Consider the following 15,677-nt stretch of genomic DNA (forward strand, 5'->3'; position numbering starts at 1 on the left):
TTCACGTTACCCTTCTAAATTTTATAGATGCTAGCCCACCGCTTAATTCGATCTCTGTGTCAACAATGCCCTTGGGGTTCTGCTGCACCATGAGCTCTCTATCGATATCTACCCTAGCCCAGCCACCTACTTTATCCAATCTATATATAACTCCAACACCGCTCGGGACCCTAGCCTCTAGATCTAGGATTCCGCCGGAGAGATCGATGCTCACCTTCGATTTCCCTTCAAATGCCGTGTAGCCTAGATCTATATCTATCTTTCCCCCAGCAACATCTATAGACAACTCTGAATCTCTTAAACCATCGATTCTAGTGTTTACTAGTCCACCTGAGAAGGATCCTCTGAATCTCTTGACACCATGTTGAATCTCTATAGAGATTTGAGCCCCGCTAGAATCTAAGAAAAGCTCGTCCAGCACTTTGCTAGGTGTTTTAACAGTAACGCTACATCCCGAAGCGCTGATCTTTAGAGTATTACTTCTCATAGAAACATCATAATCACATCTATTATCCCCATATATAGATACCTCAGCCTCCGAACCCTCTCCATCCTTTATCTCAATCCTCGCCCCGCTGAGGTCTAGATGTACGGAGTTGACACCCTGATACTTCTCTCTATATATCAGGGTCTGATCCTTGGATATGGATCTCGATATAGATGATGTAACAGCATTGAGTATGCTCGGCACTATGGAAGATATGGTGGAGCTAACAGCCTCGATCACCTGTGACACCATTTCAGCCGAGGCTATTCTAGATGCTCCCGTCTTTATGGATACAACATTCCTTGCCTTGGCCTGGACTATAGATCTTAGTTTCTCGGGGACGGTTAGGGATATCACATTGCTTATTTCCTCAACAACCTCGTTAAAGAGATCTGGATCGATGTCTTCGGCAACCTCAACCCTTAGAGCGTCTTTTACTAGAAGCCTCTTCCCCCTAGATCTTATACTCTCTAGAAGGCCTCTATCTATAATAAGCCTGAGAGCATCGCCCAGTATAACTAGATCGTTGCCCTTCCCAGTCTTTGCCACCGCCTCCACAGCCTCTCCAGGCTTTGAAGGCTCTCTAGATGTTGCCTCTTCCCCCCTAATCATCTTGATCGCGTTATAAGCCTTTCTACCGAGATCCGTTAGCTCGTAGAGCCCCTTCTCATTCTTCCTTATAAATCCAGCCATTTTTCTTAGATGAAAAGTCATTGTCCCAGTATCCCTTACATCTGCATCGTCCATAAGCTCGGTAAAGCTTCTAGGGCCCTTCTCGGCTATGCTCTCTATAATAGCCCTTCTAATTCTATGGCTTATCACCTCGAATATCTTCTCTGTATCGTCGCTCGACATGATATCTCCACTATATAGGGGTGGCTCGTCAAGCTTATAGATTATGCAGAGCCGTCTCGGCATAGGATTTGGATTGTATTTGCAGAGTCTTCTCCGCATCAGCCTTATAGATGACGATTTTGATCAAAAAGCGTGGTGAAACCATTGGAGGCCGTGGTCGCCGAGTCCCTTGCAAAGCAATATGAAAACAATGTATGGGGAGCTAGGGATATCAGCTTCACAGCAGGCTATGGAGAGGTAACAGTGCTTCTAGGACCCAACGGCGCTGGGAAAACAACCACTATCAAGATGCTCACAACCATTATAAGGCCTACCAGGGGTAGGGGCTTTGTAGCGGGTTATGATATATATAGGGATTGGAGGAAGATCAGAAGAAACATAGCCCTTATGCCCCAGAACAGCGATCCAGACCCCAACTGGACCCCATACGAGGCTGTTAAATGGTATCTCGTTACAAGGGGTTTTTCTATATCAGATGCGGGTAGAGAGGCTAGGCATTGGCTTGAGGAGCTAGGGCTCTGGGATCAGAGGAATAGGTCTCTCTGGGGGCTGAGCGGTGGTCAGGGGAGAAGGGTTCTCGCAGCAATGGTTCTAGCGAGTGGAGCACAGATTGTTTTTCTTGATGAGCCGAGCTCTGGACTGGATGTCGAGGCTAAATATAAGATCTGGGGGTCTATTAGAAGGGCTTGCAGATATGGGAGGGCTATAATATATACTACTCACGAAATGAGAGAGGCCGAGATCCTAGCCGATAAGGTGGTTATAATAAGCAATGGGGTTGTAAGAGCCATCGGAGATCCTCGAAAGCTTGTGGAGACCCTACCATATAGATATAAAATATTGGTGAGAGACGGCGGTGAAGCCCCTAACCCTGTTGCCAAAGCGAGGGTTGGAGATGTTCTCATAGCATATTATGCAAATAGATCTGACGCCCTCTCAGCTATCGAGGCCTCCTCAGCTGATAGGATCTCTATAGAGCCTGTTAGCCTCGAGGATGCCTATCTATACTATATAGGGGTGGTGGGGAGTGATTAGAATTTTAAAAGCCATTAGATCGGTTATCGGCATAGCTAGGCTGGTTATGGCTTTCTCTATAAGGCAGCCTGCATGGATTATCCAGAGCATCTTCATACAAATCTCTATAGCTATAATACTCTGGATCTGGGGAGGTTCTCGGGGTTTTGAGTATTTCATAACGGGTGGCACAATCATGACAGCATTTGGCTATGGAATCAACATAGTAGGCCAGGTGATTGGATGGCACAAGGTGGCGAGGATACTCGAGCTATTCATAGTATCACCAACATCGCTAAGGCTATACACCATCGGCATCTTCCTAGGCGGCATATTGTTTGTGATCCCAAGCCTCCTGGTCTTCATAGGCCTGGGAGTTGTGGTTGGCTATACATGGCTTGCAATTATATCTATAGTAACATCGATCCCTGTTATGATGGTATCAGCATTGATAGGGGTTGCCATAGCACTAAGTATCAGAAAACCTGGGAATGTATCGGCCATAACAAATCCAATAGCATCTGTATTATCATTCCTCCCACCCGTACTATACCCAGCAACAACCCTCCCAGAATACCTCAGATACCCATCGCTACTAATACCAACCGTGGCTGGAGCCGAGCTTGCGAGGAGCATAGGAGGCTTGGGAGCAGCTGCAGATCCACAGATTCTAGTAGGAATCCTATTAATATGGATCACCATAATTCTAGTTATAATAAATAGATTAGGTGTGAAGACCCTTTAGCTGCATCGGTTAAAAGGAGGCACATTGCTAGAGCCATCTATAATCCACTCTATACAATCAATATCCACTTCGATCTATGTTTATATATCTCTCTTCTTAACATATGAATATGGCGATGCATCTGGAAAATGATCGAATCGAAAAAAGATAGTAGAGGATCTAAAGGCGGTGTTAAGACCTTGGGTAGGTATTTGATGATGAGTGGTGAGCATCTAGAGAAGCTTTTAGATGGGAGGAAGAAGACAACGATAAGGCTTGGAAGAATAGTTCCTAAGTATAAGGAAATCATCATCCATAGCAGGGGTAGGCCAGCATGTATCGCAGAGATCATAGGCTATAGATTTAAAAGGGTATCCGAGCTAAGTGATGATGATGCCCAGAGAGACGGGTTCAGATCTCTGGAGGAGCTGATTAGAGAGCTGAGGAGGAGATATGGAGACATTTCTCTTGAGGATGAGGTAACAATCATAGAGCTCAGGGTATTGAATAAGATCCCTTCAGAGGCTGTTAGAGATCCATATAGAGGTTTAAAACCCCATGTGATAGCTAGGCTAGCGCTGGAGAGATATAGAGATGAGCTAGATGCGGAGGAGATCAGGGTGTTGGAGGAGATTTTGAGGAGCAGGAGTATTCGGAGGGCTTCTATAAGGCTATATGGCTCTATAGAGGCTAGGAGGAGGATTAGGCGTATTCTTAGGAGGATGGCGGAGAGGATCTCAAGAGATGGTGCTTTAATGGAGAAGCGTTCTAAAGCATCCTAGGATAATCTGTCCTTCCCATTGTTGGGGCTATATCGGTAGGTTCATAGATGCAAGAGCTGTTTCCACAGCTATTGCTATTAGGAAGCCCAGGAATATTGAGAACCAGAATTTCACCGGATCCCCCCTCAGCTGACCCATGGCCGAGAGGTTCATGTTAAACACAGAATATATTATCGAGGCCGCTGCAGATGTCATAGCAACATCTATTATAAGCTCGTTGGGAGGTGCTGATGATAGTATTAGGGCTCCAACAGCTGTTGGTCCACCAGCTATGAGGCCCAGGATCAGGAGCTTCGTAACAAGCCCCCTAGATGTTATAGCTATCGCCTGCTCACCATTTGGGAGCGTCTTTGCCAGCCTCACAGCTAGGAGGGGTGATGAGATCGCGAACCCCTCTGTCACATTATGTATCGCGAATCCTATGGAGAGCAGTATTGCTAGCCCTAGATCTGCTATGGATAGAGCCGAGCCTATCCCTAGCCCCTCACCCAGGTTATGTATTCCAAGGCCTATGGAGAGTAGGAGGCTCAGAGTCCATGGATCCATTCTGAGGCCGAGCTTAGCCCACTCCTTCGCCGCTGCACTCCTCGTCTTAAGCCTCCTCTCGATATACGCTAGGATCAGGAGGGTTGCTATCAATGCTATACTAGTTGTTACAGCATATACTGTGTAATCCAACCACCTACCCTCCCTAGCCATCTCCTCAGGCTTCTCAACAAGCTCCACAGAGATCTCTGCAAAGAGATATCCCAGAAGACCCCCGGCCATGGCGTTTAGCATTCCCAGCCTCTCCCTACTTATATTCCTAATAGCGAGGATTGCGAAGCCCAGATATACCGTTAGCCCTGCGTAGAGGCCCATCGCAACTCCTAGGAGGTTCAAATACTCTCCCAATGATTAAAGCTGTTATGGGGCTAATATTTACTACTCCGAGGATCAGTAACCATTACCCATTGATCCCAGCTATTCTCTGCCCTTGAGGATATCCTCTATAGACATTACATGCCTCTTACCATCCCTACCCTGTAGAACCACCTCATTACCTGAGACGCTTTCAACTATATATGGGTTGCCCCCCACCTTTATATACATCCCCTCCCTCAGATCCGCTATTCTGAGGCTTATAACCAGCTTAGACCTCTTATTACCCCTCATACCACCTCTAATCTCGCCCTCCTCAGATGTCTTGATAACCCCTCCCAACTCCTTCCTAATGGTATTTGCTATTGAGTGCGCAGCCTGTCTAGATGCGAGCTTAAGATCTATCCCCTCTCTAGATGATTTGAACTCAACCACCATAGATCTTATTGCCTCTGGCATGCCAGCGATTATATTCTCAACCCTCCTCCTAAGATCCTCACCCATCGATGGATGCCCTCTGATCTGGAGGATAGCCTGGTAACCCCCACCCCTAGCCATATGACATACAGGGCATAGCCTCCTAACCCTGGAGAGTCTAAGTCTTCTAGACAGCGTATAGATCCTACCTCTGATAGATACCCTCAGCCTAGCCTCCATAGCCTCTCCATATTCAGTGCTATATACCCTGAGATCCTCCACCTCAGCTGATTCAAAACCCTCTGGCATGGATATGCTCTCCTCAACAATATATGCTAGCAAAACCCTCTCCTCACCCCCAATATCTATAGGGGCTATCCATCTATCGCCAATCCTATAGCTACCACATGATGGGCATTGAACAAGATCAATAGATCTGGGCACTAGATCGACTCCATAGAGCTCGAGATAGCATTCAACACATAGATGTCTAACCATGGGGATAACAGACTCCTCCCTCCCACATCGAGAGCAGAACCTCATCCACAGAGCTCCATATGTATACAGATATGAGAGGATATATCTTTCCAAAACATAGATAACATGGATGATTAGAGAACCCGGACCTGAGGAGTGATGAGGTCCCGCATATATGACTAAGGCTATTCACAGCTCTACAGCTCTATAGTTATCATCACAATCATATCTATTATCAATAATGTTTTTACAGCATCAAGGGCTAGGACCCTGTGCTTTTAGAAGTAGAGGTTGGAACTCACACAATAGAATCTATATTCTTTTCAGAAATAGGATTGCTCCTTATCGTATGCATTTTTATATGCCTTCTTATATTATATAGGATCCTCTCGATACCTGCTATGCTTCTAAATAGCTCCACAGCGTTCTTTATATGATCGCCGAGCTCAATCCTCTGGATGAATATCTCATAGGGTGCTCCATCCCTCTCCTCAACTCTATAGAGATCTGCTACTATGTTAAGCGGGTTCTCCATACACCATATCACCAGCTTTCTATCGCCTATAATAGCTTCTAGATAGCTGTGACCATAGTTGATCCCTGCTATTTTTTCTAATAGCCTCTCCACCTCTCTATATAGATCTGTGCAGGGGCTGGGCATCGCTTCACCCCTAGCCCTGCTAGCGACCCTCGGGTCTCTGTGGATTTGTTATCAATAACTCATCTGTTATCTTCATAGCCTTCGATGCACCCCTTATAAGGGATTTTTCTCTTGGGATCTATATTTATGTCTTTCCCCTAATGAGCCCTTCTAACCTCTTTCGCTTCAGGCCTAAACATCTCTATTGATCCATACTATTTCTGCCTTAGATTTGGCTATGCCATGTATATTATGGGATGGGGCTGGAGGGGCTTATAGAGATCTCTAGGAGGATTCTTAAGAGCTATTCTCTATGTGATAGGTGTTTGGGTAGGCTATATGCTCGTCTCGGCTATGGATGGGATAATGCTGAGAGGGGCTCTGCTGTTAAGACAATGCTTGTGATGAGATATCACCAGGCTATAGAGATGGGGGATGCTGGTGCTAGGGAGGAGTTTCTCGAGATGGCTCCTAGGATTGGTGTTAGGGCCTCTGGCCTATATAGAAGGCTGACAGGCTCTGATCTATCCCTTGTTCCATGCTCGATATGCGGTGGATCCCTGGATCTATTTATAGAGGAAGCAGCTAGAAAGGCTATGGATCTTCTGAGGAGCTGGGATATCTCGAGATTCCTAGTAGGGGTTGTTGTTGAGGAGCCTGTAAAGTCTATCGAGGCTGAGATCATCAGGGCCTCTGGATCTATCTATTATGAGGAGCTCAAGGATGAGATAAGCAGGGAGATAGGCAAGAGGGTAGAAGCCCTCGGAGGGTTTACAGCTGATTTAAGGGATCCTGAGGCAACCATTGTTGTGAGATATCCTAGCGGAGGGATCGATATAGAGGTTAGAAGCATATTGATAAGGGCTAGGTATTGGAAGAAGTGGAGGATGATAAGCCAGTCAACCATATTGAAGAACGGAAACCCCAAGTACTTCTCGGTACAGGAGGCATCGAAACCCCTGGCAGAGCTCTTCAGAGGATCCGAGGTAGTTGTGCATGCCTTCGGGAGGGAGGATATAGATGCTAGGATGCTTGGAACCGGTAGGGGAGCTGTGATCGAGGTTAGATCTCCTAGGAGGAGAAGAGCCAGCCTAGAAGAAGTTCAGGAAGCCCTAAACAGATATAGAGAACTAGTGGAGTTCAAGGTAGAGGGATGGGGCAGGAAAGGCGAGGTAAGGATAAACAAGAGGAGATCCAGCATTGCAAGGAAGATCTATAGAATCCTAGTGCTAGCCGAAAGAGAAGTGGGGGAAGAGGAGATCAGGAGACTCGAGAAGGAGATGAGAAACAGAACAATAAGGCAGAGAACACCAACAAGAGCACTCCACAGGAGAAAAGATATAGAGAGGATAAAACACGTATACCAAGTAAAATGCACCAAGATAGCCGATAACCTCCTCGAATGCCTAGTAGAAGCCTCAGGAGGACTATATATAAAGGAGCTGGTAAGCGGTGACGACGGAAGAACAAAGCCCAGCTTCGCAGAAATATTAGGGACAGATGTAACATGTATAGAGCTAGATGTGGTTTGGACGGAACTCTAAAACCTATTCAGATCGACTAAGCCAACAACAAAAACTATTAAAGCTATATTATTTATTAAATATATTTATAAGGTATCAACGAGGTCAAGCTAGTATATGGTGTGAACGGAAAAGCCTCAATGAAAGAAGGGCATTGATAAAGCATTACTTAGGTATATCCTCTTAACCAAGAATAGCTCGAGAGGAGAGGGATACTAAGTGAGATATTATCATAGGAAGTCCTAGAATACTTTGAATACCTTGGAGACTTGCTGGCTTTAGAATGCTTTTAGTTATTGGCTCAAAGATTGATGTATAGGGTATTTGTGGTTTATAGGGGTGGCTACGATAATAGCCTGGGAGAAGGATCTTGATCTCTGTGGGGGGTTCTGAGAGTTTCTTGGCTACGGCCTATGAGTTTCTATCTAAACTCCCTGGGAAAATAGGTCTAGGAGATATATGCTCAGTAGTGGTCTTCGGTTCAGCTGCAAGACCCTCTGACTTTGTGCCAGGGGTCAGCGATATCGATGTTCTAGTTCTGGTGGAGAAAGCTCCGGAGAAGCGCTTCCACTTCTTAGAGTTTATGGGTACTAGAGTCAACATAGTTGTCTTCACTCCAGAGGATCTGAATCTCTTGATCGAGAAGGGTGATCCCCTGGGCTTCATGCTTAGATACTCCATAGTCCTACTAGATCGTGGATGCCTTGCTCTGATAAAGTCTAGGCCCAGAATAACCCAGTATACTATAAGGACTCTGAGGAAATCAATTTTCGCGGCTCTAGGGCTAGCAGTAGAAAGTTACTATCTAGAAACGCCTAAAGAATCTGTCTCATACCTCTACCACTCGGTGAGGCATCTAGCTAGATATCTCTACTCGCTCAAAGGCGATGAAGAGGGCTTTCCAGTCTCTGATGAGGAGCTGCTATCCAGAAGCCCAGAGGATCTGAGGGAGCTCCTCAAAAAGCTCATCGAAATGAGAAGAAGAGAAACCAGGACAGAAGAACTTAGAAAAGCTATAGAAGAGTCGATAGAGTTGATAGCAAGAAAGCTAGGCCTAGAGAAGACGGGGATCGAAGTGCTTGACAGCCTTGCAGACAAGCTATTAGCAGTAGTAGCCTGTGAAGAGGATACATGGCTTGTATTCCGTGTTGAGTTAATGAGCACTACAGGTTTAAAGAGACTGAGGCTCAGAGGATCCGAGGCTACAGAGGTAGAGGATATCTTATGCAATCAAAATTAACGTGTTCAACACAAATGCCTCCAGATCCGATAGGCTATAAAGAGAACCATCTAAGTTAGAATGCTCCCGACGTAATTAACATACTATATAGCCCTATAAAACATTTATAGGGGGAATTATTTGACAGAGCAATGCGACATTCTCATAAAGAATGCGCGTATAAGGGGCTATCCAAGTGACAAGATGTTTAACATAGCGGTTTCTGGAGACAAGATAATCTATATAGGTGAGACTATACCCTGCAGAGCATCTATCGAGATAGATGCTAGAGGAAACCTAGTTACTGAATCTCTTGCAAATCCACATATACATCTATGCAAGGTATATACTCTTGATTTCGTAGGGGATGAGGCTCTTAAGCGTTATCAGAGCAATATGATGGAGGATTCATTGTTGGCAATCGAAATTGCTAGTCGCGTAAAAGAGAGATATAGAGAGGATTGGATCTATAGAAATGCTAGAAGAGCTATAGCTGAGATGATCAGATATGGAGTTCTGCATGTGAGAGCCTTTGCTGATACAGATAGCAAAGCCAGGTTAGAAGCTGTAAAAGCCCTTCTAAAGCTTAGAGAGGAGTTAAGGGGTATAGTAGATCTTCAGGTAGTGGCATTTCCCCAGGAAGGCCTTGTAAGGGATGAAATGGCTTATGAATATGTAGCTAAAGCCTTAGAGATGGGGGCAGATGTCGTAGGAGGGATCCCATGGATAGAGTTCGAGGAAGATGTGGAAGAACATATAGAGAGAGCCTTTACCCTTGCGAAGAGTTTCAATAGAGATATAGCTATGCTTACAGATGATGCGGGAGATCCGGGCCTTAGAACAACTGCTAAGCTGGCTAGAGCTACTATAAGGAATCAGTGGTTTGGAAGGGTATCAGCATACCATGCCAGGGCTCTAGCACTGTATCCAAAGCCCTATTTACACAAGGTGATCGAGCTGTCTAAGCTTGCAGGCATCTCATATGTTATAGCCCCACATACAGGGCCCCTCTATGCCCCATACAGATCTATGTTGGCCTCAGGGATCAACGTTGCGTTAGGGCAGGACGATATTGAAGACGCATATTACCCTTATGGCAGGGGCAACATGCTCGAAATAGCATTCCTGGCTAGCCATATAACAAGGTCTATGGGGATGAGCGATATAGAAATTCTCATGGACATGATAACATGGAGGGCCAAGGCGGCAATGAATCTAGGTAGATGCGGTCTTAACGTGGGATGCGAAGCCCTAATCGTAGTCCATAGGGCTAAGAACACGCGCGAAGCCATATCAAGGCACGATGCACCACTATACGTTATAAGAGGCAGTAAAATAGTTGCCGAAAATGAAGAGATATCTAGATTATATATAAAAGGTTGGACTTCATAGAGGCTAATGCATTTTGATATTAGACCTCTGCCTTTACCTCTTACAGTCCTCACCCCTTCCATCGGGATCCTTTAGCGATCTAGCAAAGACTCCGCAGGAGTATATAGAGTACTCAGAAAGAGGCTTCTATATGGTAGATCTTGCCTCGAGAAGCCCTATGCATCAGCATGTATGATCATATGAGATAGCTGGGCATGGAATACACAGCAAGGTATCTGACCTCCTCCCTGCCTCGAAGGGCTGGTTTCCCTTGGGGCGGTTCACTGGTTTGTGGTTTACCGCTATCGTTCTCATTAGCTTAGCTAGATGATATCCTGGTTTAAGCTATTAGCTTGAGCTTAAAGTCATAACCTAGCTCTTTATCCATTGTGGCTAGCTCTTCTCTAAGCCTTATTGCTAAGCTGCTATGATAAGGTCTGTTGCTTGTTGAGGTTTGCCTTTCTCTATTAGTTTTAGCTATAGCCTGCGGGCTAAAATACAGTCTTCTCCCACTGGAAACTTTATGCTACCTTTAAATTTCCTGTAATAGATTCAATAGATTATCTTCGGGTATTCGACTAGCGTTATGGCTGTTATATCTCCATCTATGGATTCCCCCTTTCTAGCTCTATCCATTACTACATATTTATCGTATATGCTCAAGGCTTGTACGGACTCTTCAACCTCTCCTTTCCCTCAAGCTCCATCCAATCAATGGCTCTAGTCGATCCACATGCAGAACCTTCTATAGCCTATTATGATCAGCTAGCCCTGTGATCCTTGCTAGTTATCATTCTCAGCCTATTCAGAAGCCCCCTAAGATCTTCTCTAGCTACTGCTTTCCTAGATCCAACGCTACCCTGACAATTCCCGAGGATATCTTCCTTTGGCGATCATCTAGGATGTTTCTGGCTCTCCTATGGTATGCTCTGAATCTGTTGAGTATATCCTTTCTCCTCCTCTAAGCCTGTGTCAGGCGATGAGTACTTGGCTTGCAGAGCCTCAGCCAACAGGACGTATCTATATGCTCTCTCGATCCCAGTATTCATTTCAAATGTATGTTCTCATCCCCATAAACGATTTTCCTCTCATTAAAATCCATTGCAGTGGCATCCTTGGAGATACACTCAGATTGTTTCGGGATCCTCTTTGAGATCCAGAGGATCATCTTTCTATCTTTATAGACAAGCATTGCCTCCCCGTTCTCATACTGATCGTATCTCCTGTCCCAGCCGATGAGCTTAAGCCCCCCTACCCACGATCTCCACATAGCCATCCTCAACCCTATAGCTAGATCCCGGGCGAAGCATCATCGATAGCTCCTTAACTCTTGGTTTCTTTCCCCTCTAGGCTTCCTCTACCAAGACATGGCTATTGCCAGTGCATCCCTATAGCAGTCCAAAGCCATTTTCAATGGTAATCCGAAGACCTCCTTTGATCTCTCTGTAGAAGGCTCTGTAGACATATCCCTAAGTGTTTTTAAGTTTGAGCTCAGGATCTTATAGAGGACATACTTCAGGGCCACCCTGTATCTCTCAAGGAGCTCCACAGTCCCCAGCTCTGGACTACCCTCACACCTATTGAAAAGGATTAGCCTCCTCAACACTAGAGACCATAGAGCATCTAGAAGGAAATCTTAGAAGCCTTAGAAGCATCTATCCCTGTCATAAATGTCAGGGCTTCCAGTTATAATTGAGTCGATCGAGGATAGACCCTTCGTCGAGACGCTAGAGTTTGAGTATAGGAACAAGAATAGGCTAATTGCTATTTCTTTCCAGTAATAAAATTAGCTGGTATATAGCTATGGAAGAGGTATCCATAGAATTTTCTATAGTCTCTTAATTTCATGAAGTGATTGTGCTCATTTTCTCATTAATATCACTCCTATATGTCACTATTGCAACCTCAAACCCCATTAACCACTTTAATAACTTCTAAGCGCAATACATAAAAATATGTAGAAAGCAGCATATAATTCTCATAATATATATTATATAATTTGTATATTATATAATTATTAATGGTCAAGGCGTTAACTATAGAATCAACTATGAAGTGATTATAAAGTACTCACCACAAGAGCCAGGTCTATTGGGGTGCCACTGTTACAGGGAACTAATATTGTGGCCAAGCAAATCTAGGTCTCATGAGTCTCGGAACTTCAGGTTCGCTACTAGCACTAGGTTTTAGATGCCCAACTATAACTAAACACAAGTTCACAGTATTAGTGTATTGTAATTATTTAGAGTATAGGATCTTATATTAAGGCATTTTATCTAGCGTGCCTCTAAGATCTGACCCTTCTGCTCATTATCTCCTTAAGATCTCCGTGGTACTTCAGTAAGGTTTGATACTCGTTCTCGTAATATATCTCAATAGATCTAGATGTGTACTTCTTGGCTATCTCTAAAACAAATCTAGATGCTGGTTCTAAGGAGCTTAAATCTGTTACCCCCGTAGCAGATCCAGGTATAACGCTCTCAGAAGTTATTGCAACACCCATCACTGGTGTATCTGTATATAGCCATGGTTGTAGAATGCTGTTAATATGTTTCACAGGTGTTGAAAAGGGGACTATATCTTGCATAGTTATAGGCACAAGGATCGGGGGCCTACCAGCTATCCAGCTATATATCTCAAGCACCTCTTCAGTAGGCCTCAAGATCCACCCCCTGACAACCACAGGTGTTATGGCGAACCCCCTTATCTTTATAACCTTATTCCCCTTGGTGGCATCGATCGAGATATGGGCGTCGACACTCTCATCGACTTCCCTCATTAACAGCTGATCTAGATCCACCGGTGAATCCATCATGGGAGCAGGCTTCTCGGGCCTTATAGGCGAGTTTGTAGATATATGAGTCGCTATAACAAATCTACCCATAAGCTCTTCTCCCCGAGAGCACATTCTCCCAAGCTTTTCTGCAACAGCGAGAGCCACTATAGCCCCATCAGCATCCGACACCATGCCTATTAAATGGGGTCTAGCACCCACACCTCCTAATCTACCTATGATACCTATTCCCCTTCCCCCGCCGAAGTCGAATACTATTTTCGTAAATAGGGTTTCTCCTTTTTCACCTTTTAATCTCTCGAAATGTATTGATGCTTCTCTGCACCCACTCACCAACTGTTCTATATCCTCTTCACCAACTCTTGGCGCGTCGAGGATATCTATTACTCTGATCACGCTCGGTGCCATAGACATTGCTATCCCACCAGGAGCTCCTTCAAATAGACCCTTATATCTCTTCCAATAGCCCTTACCACCTGATCGTAGGATTCCGGATATCTCAGCCCAGAGCCTAGTCTAAGTTTCTTCCACCTTATTACTACTATATTGAATCTAGATCCTTCTTTCAGATCTTTGCTCAATAGGGGAAGCCCAGTTGTTAGATCGATCATGGATATGAGATCAGGAAATACAGCTATAATCCCACTAGAATCTTCTAGATATATGTTTTCATTAGCATATACTAATATATAGTCCATATTACCACATTTAATTCTCACTCTCCCATAGTCCAGGCCTTCTCTTATCTCAGAGAAACTTTCAATAACTTGACACCCCTCTATAACTGCTCCAGAGTATTTCTCAGCTATTCTATAGCTAAGCTCCAGGGGATCTGATCTATAATTAGAGATCATAGATCCTAGCTCGAAGGCTAGGGCAATAGCTCCGGGAGCACCGTTATCCTTGACATAGCTAATATATATAGGGTTTCTCGCAGTAGCCACCACACCCTTCATGGATACTATGCTTCTGAGTATATTGATGACTTCTTCCAGAGAACCCTTTAATACAGCAGATCCTCGGGATCGATCCCCAGCTATTCCCCACCTAGCAGCGATAATCGACACATAGCCTGAGAGCCTTTGGAGCCCCATAGAACCCATTAAAACTGTTGGATGAGCTCTGCCATTACATGGTGCATCTATAACTGGGATTTCCAGTAAAATAGATGCTGGGAAAGGAGATAACGTGTTCACAGCACCTATTTCAGAGCTTATTAAACCATCAATAGGTTTTCCAATAGCTTTCTCCAAATCTCTAACCGATCCTACAAGGTTAGCTATTAAGGAGGATCTTGTCCATGTATCTATGCTCTGAGGCCCCACAATAGATGTGGTAACTACTATCGCATCTGGCCTTACCTCATCCACAGATCTTATCTCAACATATCCTAGTCTAGCAAATATCTTGGCTAGCTCAAGCCCAAGCACTAGATCGCCCCCACCTCCACCGCCAAGAAATGCTGAGCCGAGTACAAGCTTTTCCATCTTATCCTCGCTATCTATGAGAAGAACCATTTTATATCCTCCATATACCTTTCTCTATTATGATTTTTCTATCAGCATATAATGTAGGTTTTAAGAGAACCATATCTATGTGGATCCCTGCTTTTACCCTACCCCCAAAGGTGCTGTTATCGCCCAAAGCTAGATGTACAGTTCCAAAAATCTTCTCATCCTCAAGAACAACACCGCTCAACCTTGCTGCGGAGTTGCATCCTATGCCAAGCTCAGCTGGAAAGTTAAAGGCGTCTTCGCTTCTCATAGATGCTAATAACTCATATAGTCTTCTAGCCTCGGAACCTCCACTGATTTCCTTGGCACGCCCACGCTCCACAATAATTTTAACATGTTCTTTAACCACCCCTATTCCTCCTGAAATGCTTCCATCAACAACAACGACACCATTAGCTGTCCCCTCAAGAGGTGCCACATAAACCTCACCAGCAGGTAGATTTCCCCACATGCCAGGCTTATCATATATGCCCCCGTCTAGATGGAATTCTCTACCACTAACAGAGAAGGATATATCTGTTCCCTGCTCACTCGTTATCCTTATCTCGGAGCATCCCTTCAGAGCCTCAAAAAGCTTTTCGCATAGAGGTATAACATCGGCTTTATAGTTAATCGAAAGTGTTCTAAGAAATATTTCTTCAGTTATACCTGGCATCGTAGCTCCTCTAGATCCTTTATCTGTAACCTGTCTCCTAGCTTGGGTATGTGTTAAACTATATTTAGTAGGCGCTATAAATACATCGCTTTCTAGCCACGCTGCCCTTACAGGGTCTGGAGGCTCCTCACCATTCCTGCTTCTCGGCTTCATAGTTATTAAAACGGCTTCAGCCCCTAGCTCGAGACCTGCTTGGAAGAGGGCATAGCCGATGTTAATCTTCTCTGTGTCTGTGATTACTAGAAACCTCTCTCCTGCTGATAGGCCTAGATTTATTTTAACTATATTTTTCGCTATATCTAGAAGATCCTTTCTATGAATGCTTAAAACCTGGGTCATCGATC

16 protein-coding genes are annotated in these 15,677 nt (G+C 44.6%); 7 read left to right on the forward strand and 9 right to left on the reverse strand.

What is annotated here, in order from left to right:
• Position 1 precedes the first annotated feature (1 nt).
• Complete coding sequence (locus tag QXE01_01570) at positions 2 to 1,342, reverse strand: helix-turn-helix domain-containing protein (protein MEM4969921.1); 1,341 nt, start codon at positions 1,340 to 1,342, stop codon at positions 2 to 4.
• A 153-nt stretch (positions 1,343 to 1,495) separates the two neighbouring features.
• On the opposite strand from QXE01_01570, the gene QXE01_01575 reads away from it, so the two are divergent.
• The 3 genes from QXE01_01575 (at position 1,496) to QXE01_01585 (ending at position 3,862) form a co-directional block, all read left to right on the forward strand.
• Positions 1,496 to 2,377 carry an ABC transporter ATP-binding protein gene (locus QXE01_01575; protein ID MEM4969922.1) on the forward strand — a complete coding sequence of 294 codons (882 nt, stop codon included), beginning with the start codon at positions 1,496 to 1,498 and terminating at the stop codon, positions 2,375 to 2,377.
• Entirely contained in the window at positions 2,370 to 3,101 is a 732-nt protein-coding gene (locus tag QXE01_01580; GenBank protein MEM4969923.1) for an ABC transporter permease, read from the forward strand. Before QXE01_01575 ends, QXE01_01580 begins: the two co-directional genes overlap by 8 nt.
• A gap of 128 nt (positions 3,102 to 3,229) precedes the next feature.
• The gene (locus QXE01_01585; protein MEM4969924.1) at positions 3,230 to 3,862 is read left to right on the forward strand and encodes an ASCH domain-containing protein; all 633 of its coding nucleotides are present in this window, start codon (positions 3,230 to 3,232) and stop codon (positions 3,860 to 3,862) included.
• Positions 3,863 to 3,889: 27 nt separating this feature from the next.
• Here QXE01_01585 and QXE01_01590 read toward each other — a convergent pair whose 3' ends face one another.
• The 3 genes from QXE01_01590 to QXE01_01600 form a co-directional block, all read right to left on the reverse strand.
• On the reverse strand, positions 3,890 to 4,744 hold the full coding sequence (locus QXE01_01590; protein ID MEM4969925.1) for a hypothetical protein: 855 nt from the start codon (positions 4,742 to 4,744) through the stop codon (positions 3,890 to 3,892).
• A gap of 81 nt (positions 4,745 to 4,825) precedes the next feature.
• On the reverse strand, positions 4,826 to 5,683 hold the full coding sequence (locus QXE01_01595; protein MEM4969926.1) for a 60S ribosomal export protein NMD3: 858 nt from the start codon (positions 5,681 to 5,683) through the stop codon (positions 4,826 to 4,828).
• A 232-nt stretch (positions 5,684 to 5,915) separates the two neighbouring features.
• Complete coding sequence (locus tag QXE01_01600; GenBank protein MEM4969927.1) at positions 5,916 to 6,278, reverse strand: hypothetical protein; 363 nt, start codon at positions 6,276 to 6,278, stop codon at positions 5,916 to 5,918.
• A 236-nt stretch (positions 6,279 to 6,514) separates the two neighbouring features.
• On the opposite strand from QXE01_01600, the gene QXE01_01605 reads away from it, so the two are divergent.
• The 4 genes from QXE01_01605 (at position 6,515) to QXE01_01620 (ending at position 10,566) form a co-directional block, all read left to right on the forward strand.
• On the forward strand, positions 6,515 to 7,801 hold the full coding sequence (locus tag QXE01_01605) for a tRNA pseudouridine(54/55) synthase Pus10 (protein MEM4969928.1): 1,287 nt from the start codon (positions 6,515 to 6,517) through the stop codon (positions 7,799 to 7,801).
• Between the two features lie 379 nt (positions 7,802 to 8,180).
• On the forward strand, positions 8,181 to 9,020 hold the full coding sequence (locus QXE01_01610) for a nucleotidyltransferase domain-containing protein (protein ID MEM4969929.1): 840 nt from the start codon (positions 8,181 to 8,183) through the stop codon (positions 9,018 to 9,020).
• Positions 9,021 to 9,140: 120 nt separating this feature from the next.
• Positions 9,141 to 10,391, forward strand: coding sequence for an amidohydrolase family protein (locus QXE01_01615; protein ID MEM4969930.1), 1,251 nt, complete (start codon positions 9,141 to 9,143; stop codon positions 10,389 to 10,391).
• A gap of 13 nt (positions 10,392 to 10,404) precedes the next feature.
• Entirely contained in the window at positions 10,405 to 10,566 is a 162-nt protein-coding gene (locus QXE01_01620) for a hypothetical protein (protein MEM4969931.1), read from the forward strand.
• Positions 10,567 to 11,415: 849 nt separating this feature from the next.
• Here the strand turns inward: QXE01_01620 and QXE01_01625 are convergent.
• The 5 genes from QXE01_01625 to QXE01_01645 all read right to left on the reverse strand — a co-directional run bounded on the left by QXE01_01625 (position 11,416) and on the right by QXE01_01645 (position 15,672).
• Positions 11,416 to 11,640: a hypothetical protein gene (locus tag QXE01_01625; GenBank protein MEM4969932.1), complete on the reverse strand. Its 225-nt coding sequence runs from the start codon at positions 11,638 to 11,640 to the stop codon at positions 11,416 to 11,418.
• Positions 11,641 to 11,727: 87 nt separating this feature from the next.
• Complete coding sequence (locus QXE01_01630; protein MEM4969933.1) at positions 11,728 to 11,973, reverse strand: hypothetical protein; 246 nt, start codon at positions 11,971 to 11,973, stop codon at positions 11,728 to 11,730.
• Positions 11,974 to 12,657: 684 nt separating this feature from the next.
• Positions 12,658 to 13,578: a DUF1177 family protein gene (locus QXE01_01635; GenBank protein MEM4969934.1), complete on the reverse strand. Its 921-nt coding sequence runs from the start codon at positions 13,576 to 13,578 to the stop codon at positions 12,658 to 12,660.
• Between the two features lie 2 nt (positions 13,579 to 13,580).
• Positions 13,581 to 14,681: a DUF917 family protein gene (locus tag QXE01_01640; GenBank protein MEM4969935.1), complete on the reverse strand. Its 1,101-nt coding sequence runs from the start codon at positions 14,679 to 14,681 to the stop codon at positions 13,581 to 13,583.
• A 1-nt stretch (position 14,682) separates the two neighbouring features.
• Positions 14,683 to 15,672: an aminopeptidase gene (locus QXE01_01645; GenBank protein MEM4969936.1), complete on the reverse strand. Its 990-nt coding sequence runs from the start codon at positions 15,670 to 15,672 to the stop codon at positions 14,683 to 14,685.
• Between the last annotated feature and the right edge of the window lie 5 nt (positions 15,673 to 15,677).

Source organism: Sulfolobales archaeon, from assembly GCA_038897115.1.
Taxonomy (GTDB): Archaea; Thermoproteota; Thermoprotei_A; order Sulfolobales; family AG1; genus AG1.